Annotated in this window: 14 protein-coding genes; 13 read left to right on the top strand and 1 reads right to left on the bottom strand. The window is 43.8% G+C overall.

What is annotated here, in order from left to right; translation table 11 throughout:
* The first annotated feature begins 13 nt into the window (after positions 1-13).
* The 8 genes from JJQ88_RS02570 to JJQ88_RS02535 all read left to right on the top strand — a co-directional run bounded on the left by JJQ88_RS02570 (position 14) and on the right by JJQ88_RS02535 (position 7677).
* Complete coding sequence (locus tag JJQ88_RS02570; RefSeq protein ID WP_210364162.1) at positions 14-850, top strand: glycoside hydrolase family 16 protein; 837 nt, start codon at positions 14-16, stop codon at positions 848-850.
* Between the two features lie 129 nt (positions 851-979).
* Complete coding sequence (locus tag JJQ88_RS02565; RefSeq protein ID WP_210364161.1) at positions 980-2227, top strand: glycosyltransferase family 2 protein; 1248 nt, start codon at positions 980-982, stop codon at positions 2225-2227.
* A gap of 189 nt (positions 2228-2416) precedes the next feature.
* A complete protein-coding gene (locus JJQ88_RS21425) occupies positions 2417-2665 on the top strand; it encodes an ABC-2 family transporter protein (RefSeq protein ID WP_210364160.1) in 249 nt (82 codons plus the stop codon).
* 2 nt (positions 2666-2667) lie between these two features.
* A complete protein-coding gene (locus tag JJQ88_RS21420; RefSeq protein WP_210364159.1) occupies positions 2668-3039 on the top strand; it encodes an ABC-2 family transporter protein in 372 nt (123 codons plus the stop codon).
* A gap of 158 nt (positions 3040-3197) precedes the next feature.
* The gene (locus JJQ88_RS02550; RefSeq protein WP_210364158.1) at positions 3198-3554 is read left to right on the top strand and encodes an SCP2 sterol-binding domain-containing protein; all 357 of its coding nucleotides are present in this window, start codon (positions 3198-3200) and stop codon (positions 3552-3554) included.
* Between the two features lie 178 nt (positions 3555-3732).
* Positions 3733-4977, top strand: coding sequence for an ATP-binding protein (locus JJQ88_RS02545; RefSeq protein WP_210364157.1), 1245 nt, complete (start codon positions 3733-3735; stop codon positions 4975-4977).
* A 206-nt stretch (positions 4978-5183) separates the two neighbouring features.
* Positions 5184-6356 (top strand): HD-GYP domain-containing protein, encoded by a 1173-nt coding sequence (locus JJQ88_RS02540; protein WP_210364156.1) that lies wholly within the window; start codon positions 5184-5186, stop codon positions 6354-6356.
* Between the two features lie 142 nt (positions 6357-6498).
* Positions 6499-7677: a hypothetical protein gene (locus JJQ88_RS02535; protein WP_210364155.1), complete on the top strand. Its 1179-nt coding sequence runs from the start codon at positions 6499-6501 to the stop codon at positions 7675-7677.
* Between the two features lie 22 nt (positions 7678-7699).
* Here the strand turns inward: JJQ88_RS02535 and JJQ88_RS02530 are convergent, their stop codons facing one another.
* Positions 7700-8752: a M20 family metallopeptidase gene (locus JJQ88_RS02530; protein ID WP_210364154.1), complete on the bottom strand. Its 1053-nt coding sequence runs from the start codon at positions 8750-8752 to the stop codon at positions 7700-7702.
* Positions 8753-9022: 270 nt separating this feature from the next.
* Between JJQ88_RS02530 and JJQ88_RS02525 the strand changes: the two genes are divergently transcribed.
* From JJQ88_RS02525 to JJQ88_RS21415, 5 genes are all read left to right on the top strand, one after another.
* Positions 9023-12508, top strand: a complete 3486-nt coding sequence (locus JJQ88_RS02525; protein ID WP_210364153.1) for a bifunctional 2',3'-cyclic-nucleotide 2'-phosphodiesterase/3'-nucleotidase — start codon at positions 9023-9025, stop codon at positions 12506-12508.
* 378 nt (positions 12509-12886) lie between these two features.
* Positions 12887-15268: an immune inhibitor A domain-containing protein gene (locus JJQ88_RS02520; protein WP_210364152.1), complete on the top strand. Its 2382-nt coding sequence runs from the start codon at positions 12887-12889 to the stop codon at positions 15266-15268.
* 1903 nt (positions 15269-17171) lie between these two features.
* Positions 17172-18314 carry a DEAD/DEAH box helicase gene (locus tag JJQ88_RS02515; protein ID WP_210364151.1) on the top strand — a complete coding sequence of 381 codons (1143 nt, stop codon included), beginning with the start codon at positions 17172-17174 and terminating at the stop codon, positions 18312-18314.
* 154 nt (positions 18315-18468) lie between these two features.
* Positions 18469-19956 carry an amidase family protein gene (locus tag JJQ88_RS02510; protein ID WP_210364244.1) on the top strand — a complete coding sequence of 496 codons (1488 nt, stop codon included), beginning with the start codon at positions 18469-18471 and terminating at the stop codon, positions 19954-19956.
* A 25-nt stretch (positions 19957-19981) separates the two neighbouring features.
* The gene (locus JJQ88_RS21415; protein WP_282597648.1) at positions 19982-20116 is read left to right on the top strand and encodes a hypothetical protein; all 135 of its coding nucleotides are present in this window, start codon (positions 19982-19984) and stop codon (positions 20114-20116) included.
* Positions 20117-20150 lie beyond the last annotated feature (34 nt).

Genomic DNA, 20150 nt, shown 5'->3' with positions numbered 1-20150 from the left:
TGTAGGTGAGATCGTGAAAACCAAAGTTTTTTTAATGTTTTGTCTCGTGGTTATTTCTTCTTCCTTGTTTGTAAGCAGTAAAATGAACGACGATCAACAAAATACAAATAGAAATGATGTCATCGATGATATTGAGGAAGCGTACAACATAACGAACAATTCAACTATAAAAAGTCAAGAAAAACAAGGAGAATGGAAGCTTGTTTTTGAGGAGGATTTTTCGGGAACATCTCTTGCCACTGAAAAATGGGAAGCGTTGGGCCGGAAGAAGAACTTCAATAACGAGCTGCAGGAATATCGCCCAGAAAATGCTGTTGTTCGCGATGGCCGATTATTTTTAACTGGAAGGAAAGAACGGGATCGATATACATCAGGTCTCGTTCAAACCAGGAAAAAATTCGAGTTTTTGTATGGAAAGGTGGAAGTGAAAGCTAAATATCCATCAGGGAAAGGCTTATTTCCAGCGATATGGCTGTTAAGAGCGGATGGAAAGGATAGCTTGCCGGAAATTGATATTTTTGAAGCAATTGGCAATGAGCCTCAGATCGCGTATTTTGTAAAACATTGGAGACATAATGGAACACTCCGCACGGTACATGATACGAAGGAAATTAAAAACCATCAAGAGGATCATGTTTTTGCTGTTGAGTGGGAAAAGGAGGCGATAAGGTGGTTTTTAGACGGCAATCTTATATTTGAAACCAGGAACCGGGATGCGAATTATCCCATGTATTTGATCATGAATCTGGCGATTGGCGGTAATTGGCCAGGAAATCCCAATGCATCTACTGTTTTCCCAGCAGAATTTTCGATTGATTATGTGAAAATTTTTGAAAGGGAGGAAAGATAGATGATGAATATTCTCAGCTTGGCAGGCATTATAATCGTTGGTATGTGTTTGGCTTTCCCACTATACCATATCATACATTCCTTTACGGGAAGAAGAAGGTTACCATATTATTTAGAGTTTAAACATGCATTGAAGGAGAGGCAAGTCAGTATTTTGGTCCCTTGCTATAATGAACAATCGATCATAGGGACGGCCGTGAAAGGAATAGACAGACTAAATTACAGCAATTACGAAATGATTTTCATCAACGATGGCTCTAAGGACGGTACTTTCCAGCTACTGGAGGAATTGTTGGAATTAGAACCTATCTATAAGGATCTGATCGGTTCCCTTGAATTTGAAAAGGTTAGAGGAATTTACAGCTCTAGGAAAAATCAGCGAATATTAGTGATAGATAAAGAAAATGGAGGGAAAGCTGACGCCTTGAACGCAGGGATCGCATATGCAAGCAGTGAAATCATCATTACCTTGGATGCCGACAGCATGCTTGATGAACAAGCACTGCGAATCATTAATCGAGCTTTCGAGGATCCTAATCTCGTTGCGGCTGGCGGGATGGTCCATGTCCTCCAGGGCAGGAAATTCCATGGAGGTATGTTAAAACCGTGCTTGAGAGTGAAAGCCATTGTAAGACTCCAAATTCTTGAATACTTCAGGGGATTCTATATATATAAGTCATCACTTTCAAAGGCAAAAGCCCTTTCCATTATTTCTGGAGCTTTCGGGGTATTTAAAAGGGAAGCACTCCTGAGTGTAGGCGGCTACAGGAAAACGATCGGAGAAGATATCGATATAACAATAAAAATTCAGAACTATATTAAGAGTAAAAATAATCTCAAGGTCATTTTCATTCCCGAGGCAATTTGTTACACGGAGGTCCCGGAGAACTGGGGAGACTTATTCAAGCAAAGAGTAAGATGGCAAAAGGCATTTACCGACTGCATCATATTGTATTTCAAGGAATTCATCTTGACCCTATTCAAAAGTCCGATTTCTTTTTTTCTTATAGTCGATGCCTTGTTTGTCGGTGTCGCCTGCTCTTTTTTAACGATCGCAGGACTGATTTTCATCATAATACTAAATGATTCCTCATCAATCTATCTTTTCCTGCTGCTCCTGTCTATCTCTATTAACTTAACGTATAATGTGGTTTCCCTCGCTGTTGCGTCCAGTTACGGACAAAAGTTCAGCTATAGAGAATTTGGTTTCCTGTCAATGACCTTACTAGCTGATTTACTGTTTTTTAGAATCATTTCACTTTATATTATTATTCATGGGACAATACAGTATTTTACTAATAAAGAGTCATGGAACAAGGTCGAACGAACGGGAAGAGCCTATCATATAGAACAGCAAAGCGATTTTTTTATCCCTTAGTGTTCTCTATTTAGAACAAAAAGTTCATTTTGTGGAATATATAAAGGTATTCTTTTAAAGTTTTCGCTCCTTTCTTGAACATATTGGCTTCAAGCAGGCTGGTCGTTTTTCTAGGTTAGGTGCTCCTGCCTGCTGGCTTCACTTGCTCCCCGGAAAAGCTAAAGCCTTTTCGCGGAGCACCCGATCCAATTGCACCTCTTCATACTGTTTGGACACGAACAGATCAACGGGTGGACCTTTAATGAGATATTATTCATTTATGGGATTGCGGCAACTGGAAGGTCGATCCACCAAATCTTCTTTGATAACTTGTGGACGCTTGGCTGGCAATACATCCATCCGGGCAAGCTTGACAGCCTGCTAATCCGTCCGGTGAATCCGTTGTTCCATGTCGAAGCAGACCCCTTCACTAGGATGGCTTTGGCCAGCTGTTCATAGGCGTGATCATCCTTTGGACTGCAATCCCAAAGCGCCTCGTCTGGGGAGCGGAAGAAATCGGGATGCTGATCGTGATGATGATTTCATCAGGGCTGATTTTTGTTGCAATCAATTTATTTTTCGCCACGTACAGCTTCTTAATGATTGACAGCCTTCCGATTGTCTGGACGGTCTTCAATCTGAGCGACTTTGCAAGATACCCATTGACCATTTACCATAAGGGCATCCGCATGTTCCTGACCTGGATCATCCCATATGGCTTCACGGCCGCATATTTCATAGACAAATCCGGCTACAAAGCATTTGCGCTCTGGACACCAGCAGCTGCAATCATTTCTGCATCGCAGCTATGCATTCTGGAACAGGGGACTTAAAGCCTTCTCCAGTAAAGGAAGCTGACCCTGACAGATTTCCTCAAGTTTTGCACCCGACGAATAACGGGGGGATGAAGGGAGGCACGTTGTTCGTCGGGATTGTGGGCGCTTTGTTTGGAAGGTATGATGAGGAAAAAAGAATGGCAGGTGGGTTATGAATGTTGGAGAATAAGTCAGTCCGGGAAGTCTGGCATGACCTCGAAAGAATGATGATTGAGAATCCAGGGCCGATCGAAGGCTTGAATGTCGTCTATCAATACGAAATCACAGGGGAGGACAGTGGTATGTTTGCGCTGAAATTGGCGGATGGAAAAGCCCTAGTCATCGAAGGACCAGCGGGAGATGCCGATTGCCTATTGAAGCTCTCAGACAAAAACTTCAAGAAGATGATCACCGGCAAGCTGAATGGGACAGCCGCCTTCATGACAGGCAAGCTGAAAATCCAGGGAAGCATGGGCCTCGCTTTGAAACTCGAAGGCATCCTGAATGAATACAATATGACCGAAACAGCATAATAAAGTGGATCAGGCACCCGATGCCTGGTCCATTTCTATATATAAAAGAAATTTTTAAGTTTATAAAAAAGTTTGATAGGTATAGGAGAGAGTCTGGTGACAAAATGTAACAATTTTAGACATATGCTGATATAATATGTTAATGAAAAGAGTCTTTTTTTGAAGAAGGAGTCCGAAGATGAACACAACTATCAGGGGACAAGTATTGATTTCCGAGGAAAACAAGGCGATTAAACTATTTATCGGATTGTTTTATCTTATTTATATAGGTTATGATTTCTTTTACTATTTTATTTTTCCATACTATTTGAAATCAGAAATTGGGTTACCAGATGGAGGGCTAGGCTTTTTCTTATATGTCTTAGTATTTTTACCATTGCCTGTTGCTATCTATCTCATTAGAAAAGGAAACCCATTCCCTATAAAATATATTTTCCTTGTCTTCTATCTTGTCTTAGAATTCACTAATTATTTCCTTATTTATTTTGGGAAGGACATACCTTTCAGTGGCGGCCATGTGATCGAGCTTTTTTTCATTTTGTTTTCACCAATATTTGTGAATAGAAAATTCTTTTGGCTTTCTGTAAGTTCAATGATATTAAAATATGCAATTTACGGAATGGTATTCCAAAGTCTGGATGTTATTTTAGCATCTGTTTTGATTGCTTTTATCTCTGTTGTAGCCTTCATTCTATTAAATCGTTTCTATTCTTATGTAAAAGCAATTACGTTAGCTTATGAGGAAGCAAGGGAAAATGAGAAGTTGGCGGTAATTGGCCAAACGGCTACTGCTATTGCACACGAGATTAAAAATCCTCTCTCCTCTTTGAAAGGGTTCACCCAGCTCCAGCAAGAAAAGGATAAAGGGGATGAACAGTATTATCCCATCATGCTAAATGAAATCGACAGAATCAACGAAATTGTCAATGACCTCCTAATTTTAGGGAAGCCACATACAGCCTTAAAAAAACCTGAAAGTTTGAAGGATATAATCGAATACGTCGTGAATGTGATAAAGCTTCATGCGGACCGTCAAAAAATAACGATTAATGTTGATATTGAGGATTCTTCTTCATTATTATGCGATGAACACCAAATGAAACAAGTGTTTATCAATTTAATCAAAAACGCCATGGAAGCTATGCAGGATGGTGGCACAATCATCATTCAGTCTGAAAATAGAGATGGTTTTGCCCGAATTTCAGTGATTGATGAAGGGTGTGGTATTGAATCTGATAAGCTCATGAAATTGGGCGAACCATTTTATACTACCAAGCAAAAGGGTACTGGACTAGGATTAATGGTGACCAAAAAAATTATCGAAGAGCATGAGGGGTTCTTTTCCATTTCCAGTGAGATAAATAAGGGGACTACTGTAGAAGTTAGTCTCCCTTTAGTCGAAAATGGTCCTGATTTAAAATAAGATGAATAATTTCCCAATAAATGAACCAAAAGGACTATTATTTAGATAGTCCTTTTGTTGTATAATGAAGAAAAATGTCGAAAAAAAATTAAATGACCAGTTCTAATGGTCTATATATTTCTTAATTCCTTTATACATATTAATTAATCAAAAAGCCTGGCGATAAGTAGGTTAAAGATAACATTTAAAAATAATGTGAGGTATTTATGTTTAGTGAGATAAAAACATTACCCCTGGAAAATGAAGAACAGAGAGCATTAAAATGGTTTCTCATGTTGTTTTATTTAATTTATGTATTTTATGAAGTTTTTTACCATCTCTTTTATAAAAATATCGATTTGCATCTTCCACGCGATGTGAATATATGGATGTACATTGCTTTATTGCTTTTGTTGCCTGTAAGCATCATTATGGCGAAAAAAGGAAAACTTTATTGGATAAAATATTTTTTCGTAACTAGTTATATTGTAATTTCAATAATTAATGAAACATTAATATATACACTTAATACACTTGAATATCAAAGTGGAAACGCAGTAGAAATTTTGCTTATATTATTTTCACCATTTTTCGTTAATAAAAATTTTTTCCTTTTGGTAACGTCAAGTTTATTGTTTAAATACGGTTATTTTGGAGTCTTGTTGCAAACTAAACAAGTTTTGGCACCAATTGCACTGGTTATCATTTTAAGCGGAATAGCTTTTATTCTGCTAAAAAGATTTGAAAGCTATATCTCTTCGATAAGGCTGTCATATGATAATCAGCTTTCAGCAATTGTAAAGGGGGTAATTGCTACAATTGAACTAAAAGATCCATATACAAGAGGTCACAGTGAGAGAGTAGCTTTTTATGCAAATTCATTGGCGAAGGAAACTGAAAGGTTCTCCTTACAAGAACTTGAGTCGTTTAATAAAGCGTGTTTATTGCATGATATTGGAAAAGTAAGTATCCCGGATTCAATCCTCATGAAGCCGGGAAAACTTACAAATGAAGAGTTTGATATTATAAAAACCCACCCATCCGTAGGTGCAGAAGCGATAAAGAGGGTAAAGGGATTAGCGGACAGTGTTGATATTATAAAATCTCATCATGAAAGATGGGATGGAAAAGGCTATCCAGACCAGCTTCAAAAGGAGCATATTCCATACCTCGCAAGAGTAATTTCTATCGCCGATGCATTCGATGCGATGACCTCCTCAAGATCCTATAGAGAAGCTTTGCCCGTTGAAGAGGCATATAAACGAATTTTAGAAGGACAAGGAACACAATTTGATCCCCAATTAGTAGAGGTGTTTAAAAAGGTTTATCCTAAATGGGTTGATTTTCATAATACCCATAAGTGGTCGGAAAACCTTTCTATCACAAAATCCCTAGGTTAAAGGAGGTGTTAATATGAAAATTCGCAAGTTAAATAGAGTGAAAACTACTTGCTGGTGGTGCATTATTAGGTTCTAGGTTGTCCAGGGAGGGGATGCTGACGGGGGTCTGCATCCCTTTATCATGATTGAATAAGGTGATTGAATGAGTTTTTCCGATGAAACGATTGTTTCCCTGCGCCCTTTGACGATCCGCAAAGATAAAAAACATTACATTGTCGAGGATAAGGAGTCTGGCGATTTTTATGAGATGCCGGAGGTTTGTGTGGCTGCGATTGAGTTACTTGATCAGGGGGTGCCGCTTGGCCAGGCTGAGGGAGCTTTAAGGGCACAGTTTCCGGATGAAGAAGTGGAGCTATTCGACTTTGTCTATCAGCTCCTTGAGCTTGAGCTCGTAGGAGAAATCGATGGAGCGGATGTTGAAAGAAAAACAATCACAGATTCTCAATCGGGGTTCGGGTGGATCCCGGCTGGGATTGGCCGCTTTTTTTTCAATCAATTGACGTCTAAGCTATATATATTGCTGCTTGTTGGCATTTTTTTGATTTTAATTTTTAATCCAGGATTCTTTCCGAAATATAAGGATTTGTTTGTCTTCAACTTGATGCTGAAGAATGTAGCTGCGTGGCTGCTAGTCACGTCAATCCTTGTCCTGGTGCATGAGTTTGGCCATGTCCTTGCCGCCAGGTCAGAAAACCTGCCCGCAAAGGTAGGAATCGGCCATCGTCTTTTCTTCGTTGTCCTGGAAACGGATTTAACCCAGGCCTGGAGTCTGCCTGCAGAAAGGCGAAACAAGCTGTATTTAGCGGGAATGTATTTTGATATCACTGTCCTGTTCGCAGCTCTATCAGCTCAGTTATTTATAGATGAAAACGCCCTTATTGCCAGTTTTCTCAGGCTTGCTGTTCTCGATACGTTCGTCCGTTTGGTCTACCAGACAGGAGTATTCATGAAGACTGATCTATACTATGTGCTGGAAAACATGACGGGCTGTTATAACTTAATGGAAGAAGGCCAGTTTTTCCTTGGAAGATGGCTGCCGTTCCTGAAAGAGAGGGACACAGAAGCCCTTACGATTGAGGAAAAGGTTGTTCGCCCGTATGCTGTTTTTTACCTGGCAGGCATTGCCGTGACATGTGCGCTTGCTGCCTTCTATTACATTCCGCAATTATTATTTGCCGTTAAGGAATTCATGCTCCCAGGCCTGGCTGAACCGTTGAATAGCCTGCGGTTCTGGGATTCGGCTGTCTTTATGCTGCAAATTGGCATCGTACTTTCGTTATTGCTTTATTCGTGGACGAAAAAATACCGTTTAAGCAGTTAAAAAGACAGCCAGTGGCTGTCTTTTAAAACTTATGCACGTAATCGATGAGGATCCTTTTATAAGTCTCAATGGATTGGTACTCAATGTATTCTTCATCACCATGCCAGTTGGCTCCGCTTGGTCCGAATTCGACCGCCGGAATTCCTTCCGCGAAGAAGAACTGAGTGTCCGCCGAGCCGTGCTGGCCAAATAGTGTTGCTTCACCGCCAATGTGTTTTTCCACGATCGGCCTCAAGCTTGTGATGAATGGATTGTCTTTTTTCGTAGCGACTGGAATGCCGTTCATCTTGACCCGGACATCGCCCTTGGTGACACCTTTGATCTGCTTGATAATTTCATCCGGATTTTGTCCCGGAAGATAGCGGATATCAAGAGACATTACACAGCGGTCGGGGACCTTATTGAATACTTCCCCGCCGGAAATAATCGCAAGGTTGACCGATGGGCCAGGATAAAACTCAGAGCTTTCTTTTGTAAAAGGCAGTTCCAGGATTTTTTCATAGGCCTTGTACGCATTGAGGATGGCATTCTCCCCTTCCCATGGACGGCTGCCGTGCGCTGATGTTCCGTGAACGTCGACCTCAAGCCTTAAAGCTCCCTTCGCCTGCAAGGCAATGCCAAGCTGTGTAGGCTCGGAACAGATGACAAAATCCCCCCGGTAGCCATTATCGACAAGGAATCCTGAACAATTGAACCCGCCGATTTCTTCATCTGAAACAATTTGCAATTGTATTTTGACCCCTGGAGGCTGACTGGCCAAATCAGCCATCGCTGTCATCATCGCGGCAACGCCAGCCTTCATGTCAGCCGCTCCGCGGGCATAAATCCGTCCGCCCTGTTCTTTAGGGACGAATTGTTCCTTTTTGCCGGTGACCACATCGACATGGCCGTTGAAGACGATTGTTTTATCCCCCTCGCCTACTTCGCAAATCAGCATCTTATATCCGTTATTTTCTATGATTTCTGGCTCAAGGTCATGCTCCAATAGCCATTGTTTGCAAAATTCCACTGCTTGATTGGCACCGTCTATCGTGGTGCTGTCAATCAGGATCAATTCCTTCAATAATTCCTTCATTTTGCCAACACTCCTTGTTTAGGTCTCTATCCTTTTTTACCACCAAACCGTTTTTTCAATCGTAGGAAAAGCTGGCAGGACTTTTAGAAGATAAAAAGGTCCGGAAAAAATCATTTTTTAGGAAAAAAATTCTCAAAAAAGGGAAATAAGTCCTGGGAATTCATGAAAATTTACAAAAGGTTAAGAAATTTCAGGTCTATTAGTCCATTTTCTTCCTAATGAATACTACTATAATTAGAACCGTATGTTACCAATTTATTCACTAAGGAGATGGATTTCTTGAAAAAGCCTTTGCGCAAGTTAGGAAAATCCGTTGTTGCTACAACAATGGCATTGTCGATCCTGGCAGCACCTGTTTCATGGAAAACATTTGCGGCCGGCAAGCCGGATAAAGCGGGGAAGCATGAAGTGCAGCTTCGTGTTTTAGGGACGACAGACATTCATACGCATTTATACAATTACGACTATTATAAGGATGCAGAAACACTGGAATTCGGGCTGGCGAAAACAGCGACATTAATCAAGCAGGCTAGATCCGAGGCTGCGGGCAAGAACAGTTTGCTTTTTGACAATGGAGACCTGATCCAGGGAAATCCGCTTGGGGATTACAAGGCGAAAGTCGACAAGCTTGAAGAAGGAGAAGTCCATCCTGTATTCAAAGCGATGGAGCTAATGGATTATGATGGAGCGACATTAGGGAATCATGAATTCAACTACGGCCTCGACTATCTAGATGAAGTTCTTGATGATGCACCGATGCCTTATGTAAATGCAAACGTTTTCAAATTTGACGGTGATGACAATCCGGACAATGATGAGAACTACTTCAAGCCTTACAAGGTTTTTAATAAAAAAGTAACGGATGGAAGCGGCAAGACTCAGGTCATCAAGGTGGGCGTGGTCGGTGCAGTCACTCCCCAAATCGTCCAATGGGACAAGGCGAACCTTGATGGCAAAGTCATCACGAAGGATATCGTAAAATCAGTAGAAGCACAAATTCCAAAAATGAAGGAAGATGGCGCGGACATCATCATCGCGCTTGCCCACTCCGGTATCGGCGATGAGAAGATTGTTGAAATGGAAGAAAATGCGGCCTATGACCTGACAAAGGTGGACGGCATTGATGCGATCATTTCCGGACACAATCATCTGACATTCCCAGGAAGCTTTAAGGATTTGCCAGGAGTGGATACGGAAAATGGCACCATCAATGGCGTGCCGGTAGTCATGCCTGGAAACTGGGGCAACCAGCTTGGCGTCATGGATTTGACGATTGCCAAGGAAAAAGGCAAATGGATAGTAAAAAATTCAAAGACCCATCTGAGGGCGATTTATGACAAGGCGAACAAGAAGAGCCTTGCTGAAGCTGACAAGGAAATTCTGGAAGCGGTAAAAGAAGATCATGAGGGAACAGTCAATTATGTCCGTCAGCCTGTCGGCACTACAACCTCAGACATCCACAGTTATTTTGCTTTGGTCCAGGATGATCCTTCTATCCAGATCGTAACGAACGCGCAAAAATGGTATGTTGAAAAGAAAGTGAAGGGAACTCCTGATGAGAACCTGCCAATCCTGTCAGCAGGAGCGCCGTTCAAGGCAGGCGGCCGCAATGGTTCTGAGTATTACACCTATATCCCTGCAGGGACGATTGCGATCAAAAACGTTTCCGATCTTTATCTGTATCCAAACACAGTTGCGACAGTGAAAATCAAAGGCAGTGATGTAAAAGAATGGCTTGAGATGTCCGCAGGCCAGTTCAACCAGATCGACGAGAACAGCACAAGTGAGCAGCCTTTGGTCAACACTAGCTTCCCGACATACAATTATGATGTCATCGATGGCGTTACATATGAAATCGATGTAACGGAGCCGGCGAAATATGATCAAGAGGGAAAATTGCTTAATCCTGAGGCAAACCGGATCAAGAATCTGCAATACAATGGCCAGCCAATCGATCTTGAACAGGAATTCCTTGTCGCCACAAATAATTACCGTGCAAATGGAAGCTTCCCAGGAGTACGGAACAAAACAGCAATAGAGATGTACCCGGATGAGAACCGCCAGGCAATCATTGATTACATCAGCGAGCTAAGCACCATTGATCCATCAGCAGACGGCAACTGGAACTTCTCAGCCGTAAGCAAGGAAGTGAATGTGACGTTCCAATCAACGCCGAGTGCACAAAATGCGCTGCCGAAGAACGGAATGATTGACTATATCGGCCCGGATGCCGATGGTTTCGCAAAGTACAAGCTTTCTTTGCCAATCGGCCTTCAGCTGTTGGGAATCAATGATTTCCATGGCCAGTTGGATACGTATAATTCTAAAATCAATGCAGGAGGAGTCGACTACCTTGCTGCCTATTTGAAAAAGCATGAGGCTGAAAACCCGAATACCCTGATGGTTCATGCAGGGGATGCAGTCGGAGCCAGCTCCCCGGTTTCTGCTTTGCTGCAGGATGAGCCGACAATAGCAATCATGAACAAGCTTGGTTTTGACGCCGCTACTGTTGGGAACCATGAATTCGATGAAGGCGTGGAGGAAATGCTTCGCTTAATCAATGGCGGCAGCCACCCGAAAACTGTTGGAAAATATGGTGAATTCGAAGGGGCAGACTTCCCATATGTAGCAGCAAACCTCGTTGACGCAGCAACAAATGAACTGATATTGGAGCCCTACCATATCGAGGATGTCAATGGCGTCCCGGTTGGCATCATCGGTGTTGCTCTGTCTGATACGCCAAGCATTGTCATCCCTAGCGCGGTAAAAGACGTAAAGTTCACGGATGAAGCTGAAGCGATTAATAAATACACAACTGAACTGAAAGAACAAGGTGTTGAGACGATCGTTGTCCTGGCCCACAATCCTTCAACATCGGGCATTGATGGCTCTAATCCTGGTGAAGAACTGGTCGAGATTGCCGGAAACGTCGATGATGAAGTCGATGTATTGTTTGGCGGTCACAACCATGCCTACACCAATACAAAGGTCGATGGAAAAATTGTTGTCCAATCATACTCATCCGGAACGGCTTTTTCAGATATCGATTTGCTGATCAATCCGAAGACGAAGGATGTTATGGCCGGAACAGCTGAAATTGTAACGACTTATCGCGATAAAATCGAACCTGATGCTGAAATCAAGGAAATCCTTGACCGTTATGTAGCCGATGTTGCACCGATCTTGAATGAAGTGATCGGAGCAACGCCAGCTTATATTACGAGGGAAACAAATGCTGCCGGAGAGTCCCCAATGGGCAATTTGATTGCGGATGCCATGCGCTGGCAGACAGGCACAGATTTCGCCTTCATGAATTCTGGGGGAGTGCGTGCCGACATCGATGCAGGCGATATTACCTGGAAAGAAGCTTTTACGGTCCAGCCATTTGGCAATGATTTGGTGAAAATGAATGTAACAGGCGGGCAAATCAAGACTTTGCTTGAACAGCAGTGGGGCAGCAAGGTCCGTATCATGCCAATTTCCGGGCTGAAGGTTTCCTATGATGATTCGAGAGCGGCCGGTGACCGCATTGTTTCCATCGCAAAAGAAGATGGAACACCAGTGGAAATGAATCAAACCTACTCGATCACAGTCAATAACTATATGGCCGGCGGCGGGGATGGCTATGCGATTCTCGCAACCATCAAAGACCGGACAATAGATGTAGTGGATTTGGACGCACTGGTGAACTATATCAAAGCACATGGTGAAATTAACCCGCAAATCGAAGGCCGCGTGACAAAATTGAATCAATAGAATGCAAGAAGAGTGCTTTTGCACTCTTCTTTTTTCATCGTGAATTTTTAGCCAAGGCTATCAAGCTTTTACTATATAAAAATAACCTGATACCAATTATTACCTTATAGGCCGATAGAATCAAATTTAGGGTACCGAAGTAAATTTTCCCAATCTCTATCTGGGAAAAATGCGGTTAATTGCCTATATGCTCATTAAGTAATCAGGTGAATGGTCACTTCCTTACGATAAATTCGTTAAAAAGAAAGGGTGAGGACTGGATTTTATAGGTAAATTTTATTATATTTAAAAAATTTACAATATTTTAAAACCCTGCTACAATTTCTAACAGATTCTTCAAAAAAATAGAAATCTAGTAAAATAGCAGGGGGTATTCGTTTGAAGAAGAAGAGCATTTTACGAGTTTTTTCCAGTATCGCAGCCAGCTCTGTATTTTCTGCTTCACTTTTTGCCGGAACGTTTGCAGGTACGACAGCAGCGCCAAAAAATGCAGCGGCGGCAACCGCTCCAGAATCAGCGCCGATCGACCTGAACATCATTGATCAGGACCGCCTGGCTAAGAGCTTGCAAGAAAGAGGATTGGTTGCGAAGGGAGCTTCAGAGGAGGAAATCAGCAAGGCTGTAAATGAGTATATCAAGCAAAAGCAGGGGCAAAAAACAGCTAAGGCTGGAAACCATGCTGAGAAGGACGCCTTGTCCAAGAAATCAAAAGACTTCCTTGCAAAGCAGAAGGAAAAGCTGACAAAGCAGCTTAATAAAGGCCACAAGAACTTCAAGAAGGGCAAGCCGGACGGATATGTGAAAGTCGACCCGGCAAAGCAAGCTCATTATAATGGAGCAGTGAGGGAAGACAAGGTCCTCGTCCTGCTCGCGGAATTTGCGGATTTCAAGCACAATAATGTTGAGCAAGAAGAGGGCTATATGTATTCTGAGGATTTCAGCCGTGAGCATTACGAAAAAATGCTGTTCGGTGATGAAGAATTCACCCTTTTCAATGGCGAAAAGGTGCAAACGTTCAAGCAATATTATGAAGAGCAATCAGGCGGCAGCTATACGGTCGACGGAACGGTTACAGACTGGGTGACGGTGCCTGGGAATGCGGCAGACTATGGGGATGACAATCCTGAAGGCGGCCACGACAACCTTGGTCCGAAAGGTCCGCGTGATTTTGTAAAGGATGCATTGAATGCAGCGGTTGAAAACGGTCTAGATCTTTCGGAATTCGATCAATTTGACCTGTATGATCTTGATGAAGACGGCAACCAGAATGAGCCGGACGGCCTTGTTGACCACCTGATGGTCCTCCACGCTGGTGTCGGCCAGGAAGCTGGCGGCGGGGCGCTTGGCGATGACGCGATTTGGTCTCACCGCTGGGTATTGAATGGAGTATACGCAGTACCAGGTACTCAGGCGAAAGTCGATTACTGGGGCGGCAAGATGGCAGCCTTTGATTATACGATTGAGCCTGAAGACGGAGCAGTCGGTGTATTCGCGCACGAATTCGGCCATGACCTTGGCCTTCCTGATGAGTATGATACTCAGTATACTGGACAGGGAGAGCCGGTTGCATCATGGTCAATCATGAGCGGGGGGAGCTGGAACGGAGCGGTTGCCGGAACAGAACCGACAAGCTTCTCTCCACAAAACAAGGAATTTTTCCAAAAAGTAATGGGCGGCAATTGGGCGAACATTACTGAAGTAAACTATGAAGATATCGATAAGAACGGTCTTGCGGCTGTAGTCGACCAGAGCGTGACAAAGTCGAAGAACAACGGACTCGTCAAGGTCAACCTTCCTGCCAAGAAGGTCCAGGGCATCCAGCCTGAATTCGGTGACAAGTACTACTACAGCACAAAAGGTGATGACTTGCACACCACCCTTGAAACACCTGAATTCGATCTGACTAACGCGACAACAGCCAAGTTCGATTACAAAGCTTGGTATGAAGTTGAGTACGATTACGACTTTGTTATTGTTAACGCGGTAACCTCAGCCGGGGAAACTGTACAACTTGACCTGATTGGCGACGAGAATACAGAAGACGGCACGGAGTCTTCCAAAGGCGTTTGGGAAGACAAATCCTATGACTTAAGCCAATTCGCAGGCAAGAAAGTGAAACTGGTATTTGAATATGTAACAGATGGCGGACTAGCCCCAGAAGGATTCGCAATGGATAACCTCAGCCTGAATGCCGATGGCGAAGAGGTATTCTCCGATGGCGCCGAAGCAGCTGAAAAAGTAACGCTGGATGGCTTCATCTCCACGAACGGCTTGTTCGATAAAAACCATTATTACTACATTGAGTGGAGGAACTACGCTGGTGCTGACAAAGGCCTGCTTGAAGGACGAGGCGTGAAATACAACACTGGCATGGTCGTCTGGTATGGTGATGACAGCTTCACGGATAACTGGGTAGGCGAACACCCTGGAGAGGGCTTCATCGGTGTCGTTGACTCCCATCCAGAAGCAATTGTCGGAACGAAGGCGGACAAGCAGACTGTGGCCCAGAGCACTCGCTACCAGGTTGCTGACGCAGCCTTCTCACTGGACAAGTCACCAGAATGGTATATCGATTCTCCATCTCGCGGAATCTTTGATTACGATGGACTTCCAGGCGTCACGACATTCGATGATTCCAAGAAATATATCAACGAATTGATTCCGGATGCTGGAAAAATCCTTCCAAACTACGGATTGAAGTTCCAGGTCATCGGCGAAGCGAAAGACAACTCCGCTGGTGCTGTCTGGATCCACAAATAAGATTGACATGAAAAGACATCAGGCGCATTCGCCCGATGTCTTTTTCAGTCAACTATTCTACTTATTCCGTAAGTTGTTATTCATTAATATTTCCGCTTTTTTCCGTAAGTGACCATTCTTTTTTTCGCAGGTGTTTACTTTTTTCCGTAAGTGACCATTCATTAATCCTATTTACTTTTTCCTCATGTGGTTATTCTTTAATCCTTTCCCCTTATTCCATAGGAATATACAAAAAATGGCAGAACGGGAGATTATGGGCCGTTTTTGGGAGATTCCTGCATACAATTGGGAGATTATGGGCATGAATCGGGAGAATTCCGCCCTTGATTGGGAGATTAATGAGTCTGTTTAGGAGATTCACTTCGTTCCGCAGCAAAACTGTAGCGATAGGACGGGAATATCTCCAGCGCAAGCAGCAAATTTGGCCATTTTGACTGGCAACCGACCAAATCATGATCTGCAAAACGATTTTTCACTCTTTCATACGTTTTATCGCCAAAGATTGCCAAAATGCAAATCGTTAACTCAGCCCCTTTTTATACAGAAAATGGCAGAACGGGAGATTATGGGCCGTTTTTGGGAGATTCCTGCATACAATTGGGAGATTATAGGCATGAATTGGGAGAATTCCACCTTTGATTGGGAGATTAATGAGTCTGTTTAGGAGATTCACTTCGTTCCGCAGCAAAATTGCAGCGCTGGAACGGGAATATACCATATGCAAGCAGCAAATTTGGCCATTTTGACTGGCAACCGTCCAAATCATGATCTGCAAAACGATTTTTCACTCTTTCTTACGTTATTTCGCAAATGTTGCCAAAATGAAAATCGTTAACTCAGTCCCTTTTTATACAGAAAATGGCAGAATGGGAGATTAAGGGCCGTTTTTGGGAGATTCCTGCATACAATTGGGAGATTATAGGCATGAATCGGGAGAATTCCACCTTTGATTGGGAGATTAATGAGTCTGTTTAGGAGATTCACTTCGTTCCGCAACAAAATTGCAGCGATGGGACGGGAATATCTCCAACGCTAACAGCAAATTTGGCCATTTTGACCGCCAACCGTCCAAATCATGATCTGCAAAATGATTTTTAACTCTTTCTTACGTTATTTCGCCAAAGATCGCCAAAATCAAAATCGTTAACTCAGCCCCTTTTTATACAGAAAATGGCAGAACGGGAGATTATGGGCCGTTTTTGGGAGATTCCCACAAACAATTGGGAGATTATAGGCATGAATCGGGAGAATTCCACCTTTGATTGGGAGATTAATGAGTCTGTTTAGGAAATTCACTTCGTTCCGCAGCAAAACTGTAGCGATGGGAGGGGAATATCTCCAACGCTAACAGCAAATTTGGCCATTTTGACCGCCAACTGGCCAAATCATGATCTGCAAAACGATTTTTCACTCTTTCATACGTTTTATCGCCAAAGATTGCCAAAATGCAAATCGTTAACTCAGCCCCTTTTTATACAGAAAATGGCAGAACGGGAGATTATGGGCCGTTTTTGGGAGATTCCTGCATACAATTGGGAGATTATAGGCATGAATTGGGAGAATTCCACCTTTGATTGGGAGATTAATGAGTCTGTTTAGGAGATTCACTTCGTTCCGCAGCAAAATTGCAGCGCTGGAACGGGAATATACCATATGCAAGCAGTAAATTTGGCCATTTTGACTGGCAACAACCGGCCAAATCATGATCTGCAAAAATGATTTTTCACTCTTTCATACGTTTTATCGCCAAAGATTGCCAAAATGAAAATCGTTAACTCTTCACTAGTTGAAGGGAGATGTCAGGCGGATCGCCTGTCCCCTGCTGGACTTCTCGCTTTGTTTTAGCTAGTATCATAAATATGAAAAGCTTAAATATGAAAAGCTTAATTTTAAGGAGAAAATCATGTCTGAAACTCAACTAATCATTTCGCAATTGAAACCGTTTTTGCAGCAAGCCTGGGAGAAAGCCGGATTCGATACTCTCACATCGGTCCAGGAAAAGGCGATCCCACTTATAATAGAAGGAAAAGATGTCGCAGCCGAATCGCCTACTGGGACAGGCAAGACTCTGGCGTATTTGCTGCCGGTGCTGAATAAAATCGATCCAGCCAAGCGGAATGCGCAAGCAGTGATTCTTGCCTCTTCACAAGAGCTCGTCATGCAGATCCTTTCGGAGATCCAGAAATGGGGAGAGGGCTCGGATATCAAGGCGACCTCGCTGATTGGCGGCGCCAACCTGAAAAGACAGCTCGAAAAGCTTAAAAAGAGTCCGCAAATCATTGTCGGAACGCCGGGAAGGATCCATGAACTGATCAAACAAAAGAAACTGAAAATGCACGAGGTGAAGACAGTTGTCCTTGATGAGGGTGACCAGTTGCTGACACCTGAGCACAATGAGACGGTAAAAAGTATCGTTAAATCAACTCTAGCAGACCGCCAACTTCTGTTATTTTCGGCAACGATGCCGCCTACTGTGGAGAAATCGATCCAAAGAATGGCCCCGGAACCCGAAATCATCAAGGTGAAAAAGGATGACACCATCGATGCTGCAAAAGTGGAGCACATCTATTTCATCAGCGAGCAGCGGGACAAGGTCAAAATCCTTGAAAAAATTGCCCGGCTTGAAGGGTTGAAGACGCTTGTTTTTATCAAGGATATCGCGAACCTGACAATCGCTGCTGAAAAGCTGAAATTCAAGGACATCCATGTCGGCCAGCTTCACAGCGACCTGAATAAACAGGATCGCCAGCGCTATTTGAAAGGGTTCAGGGAAGGCAAAAGCGAAATGCTGCTTGTTACGGATATCGCTGCACGCGGCCTTGACATCAAGGGAGTGACCCATGTGGTCCATTTTGATTTCCCGCGCGAGCAGGATATCTACGTCCACCGTTCAGGCCGTACAGGCCGATTCGGAGCCGAAGGAACGGTCATCTCCATTATCAACGAGAGAGAAGAACGCGATTTAAAGAAATATTGCAGGGCACTGAATATCGTACCAGTCCGCAAAGAATTCTTCGGCGGGAAAATTGTGGATGCAGGAGAATGATTTTGAAGCTATAGGGATTTCCTATAGCTTTTTTATGCTCCGCGGGAATACGTGTATCTCAAAGCTGCCAGCAAAACTGGCCTAGCAAAAAAGGATATCCGGCCAAGTACTAAGAATATATATCTTAGCTTATTTTGGAGAGGAAATGATGCACATGAACAATCCGCGATTGAATGCGATGATGGAGGAATGGCTTCCTGAAGCTGCAATAGAAAAAATGCAGGAAAAAATGGAGGCCGGGGAATTGTCTTCTCACGAACTGGTGCTGATGTACCAGGCGCGGATCGCGAAATATGATCCGGCCATCCATTCAGTTCTGGAGCTGAATCCTGATGCACTCCACATTGCTGCAGCGCTAGATGCGGAACGGAAGGCGAAGGGGCCGAGGGGGCCATTGCACGGTATCCCTGTCCTGATCAAGGATAATATTGCTACACAAGATAAGATGCATACGAGTGCAGGCTCTCTGGCGCTCAAGGATTCATTCGCGCCGAGGGATTCCTTTGTTGCGGCCAGGCTTCGCGAGGCGGGGGCGGTCATCCTTGGCAAGACGAACATGACGGAATGGGCGAATTTCATGGCCAATGGGATGAAGAGCGGATACAGTTCACGTGGCGGACAAGTCCTCAACCCTTACGGTCCGGACAAATTCGATGTCGGGGGCTCAAGCTCCGGGTCCGGGGCTTCTATCGCATCCAATCTCGCTGCTGCTGCGGTAGGAACCGAAACCGATGGCTCTATCCTTAATCCTGCTTCGCAAAACTCTCTTGTCGGCATCAAGCCGACTGTCGGCCTTGTGAGCAGGAGGGGAATCATTCCGATTGCCCATTCACAGGATACAGCTGGACCGATGGCCCGGACTGTGAAGGACGCTGTCTTCCTCCTGAGAGCAATAGCCGGACAGGATGAAGAGGACCCGGCGACTCTGGCAAATCAAATCGATTTAACTGCCGATGAGTTGTTTGATCCTGCAGCGCTAAAAGGTAAAAGAATTGCCTTCGTGACAGAGGAGTATCTTGGAAAGCTGTCAAAGGATAAGGAAGCAATTTTTCAAAAAGCAGTTGAAACGCTTGAACGGCTTGGAGCAGAAGTGTTCGAAGCTGCTATGCCGGCTTCGAAAGCTAAGTGGGGCTATAAAGTGCTGTTACATGAATTTAAAGCTGGCATTAATGCGTATTTGAACGATCTTCCGCCCCATTATCCTGTCCGTTCACTAGCGGATGTGATTGCTTTTAACGAGAAGCACCCGGCGGAAACCCTGAAATACGGGCAGGAAGTGCTGCTGGAATCCGAAGCGAAAAGCGGGACGCTGACTGAAGCGGAGTATCTGGAAGAACTTGGATATAATCTGTATATGGCAAGGGAACAGGGCGTCGACTATGTCCTTGAAGAATATGGGGCAGACGCGCTTCTTTTTCCGATGGATGGTTCGACTATCGGGCCAAAAGCTGGGTATCCGTCCATTACCGTCCCGGCAGGCTATGCAAACGACGGTGAACCAGTAGGAATCACCTTCACAGGTACAGCTTTCAGTGAACCGCTGCTGATCAAGCTGGCCTATGCTTATGAACAGGCAACGCTCCTCCGCAAATCGCCGGAGCTTCGAATAACAAGCTCTGAAAAAATCCATACTACATCTTGAATCCAACTAAAGGAGCGAGTGGGAAATGGGTAAAACAAAACGTGGCAATGCGAACGCGCAGCGTAACAACAATAAGAAAAAAGGCAGCAATACGAGCGAGGAGCTGGTTGAATTCACAACCGGCCATAAAGAAAAGAAGCAGAACAATCCAATGGATTGAGCATAAAGGCGCCCGCGATTGAGTGGGCCCTTTT

It is taken from the genome of Bacillus sp. REN3 (assembly GCF_017912555.1).
Taxonomy (GTDB): domain Bacteria; phylum Bacillota; class Bacilli; order Bacillales; family Cytobacillaceae; genus Mesobacillus.
The sequence above is the reverse complement of the archived record's forward strand: the minus strand, read 5'-3'. Positions and strand labels throughout refer to the sequence as shown.

Bases quoted from the DNA above. Each gene is read 5' to 3' on its own strand.
- JJQ88_RS02550 (WP_210364158.1), top strand. From the start codon at position 3,198: ATGTTGGAGAATAAGTCAGTCCGGGAAGTCTGGCATGACCTCGAAAGA.
- JJQ88_RS02545 (WP_210364157.1), top strand. From the start codon at position 3,733: ATGAACACAACTATCAGGGGACAAGTATTGATTTCCGAGGAAAACAAG.
- JJQ88_RS02540 (WP_210364156.1), top strand. From the start codon at position 5,184: ATGTTTAGTGAGATAAAAACATTACCCCTGGAAAATGAAGAACAGAGA.
- JJQ88_RS02535 (WP_210364155.1), top strand. From the start codon at position 6,499: ATGAGTTTTTCCGATGAAACGATTGTTTCCCTGCGCCCTTTGACGATC.
- JJQ88_RS02530 (WP_210364154.1), bottom strand. From the start codon at position 8,752: ATGAAGGAATTATTGAAGGAATTGATCCTGATTGACAGCACCACGATA.
- JJQ88_RS02525 (WP_210364153.1), top strand. From the start codon at position 9,023: ATGGATTTCTTGAAAAAGCCTTTGCGCAAGTTAGGAAAATCCGTTGTT.
- JJQ88_RS02515 (WP_210364151.1), top strand. From the start codon at position 17,172: ATGTCTGAAACTCAACTAATCATTTCGCAATTGAAACCGTTTTTGCAG.
- JJQ88_RS02510 (WP_210364244.1), top strand. From the start codon at position 18,469: ATGAACAATCCGCGATTGAATGCGATGATGGAGGAATGGCTTCCTGAA.
- JJQ88_RS21415 (WP_282597648.1), top strand. From the start codon at position 19,982: ATGGGTAAAACAAAACGTGGCAATGCGAACGCGCAGCGTAACAACAAT.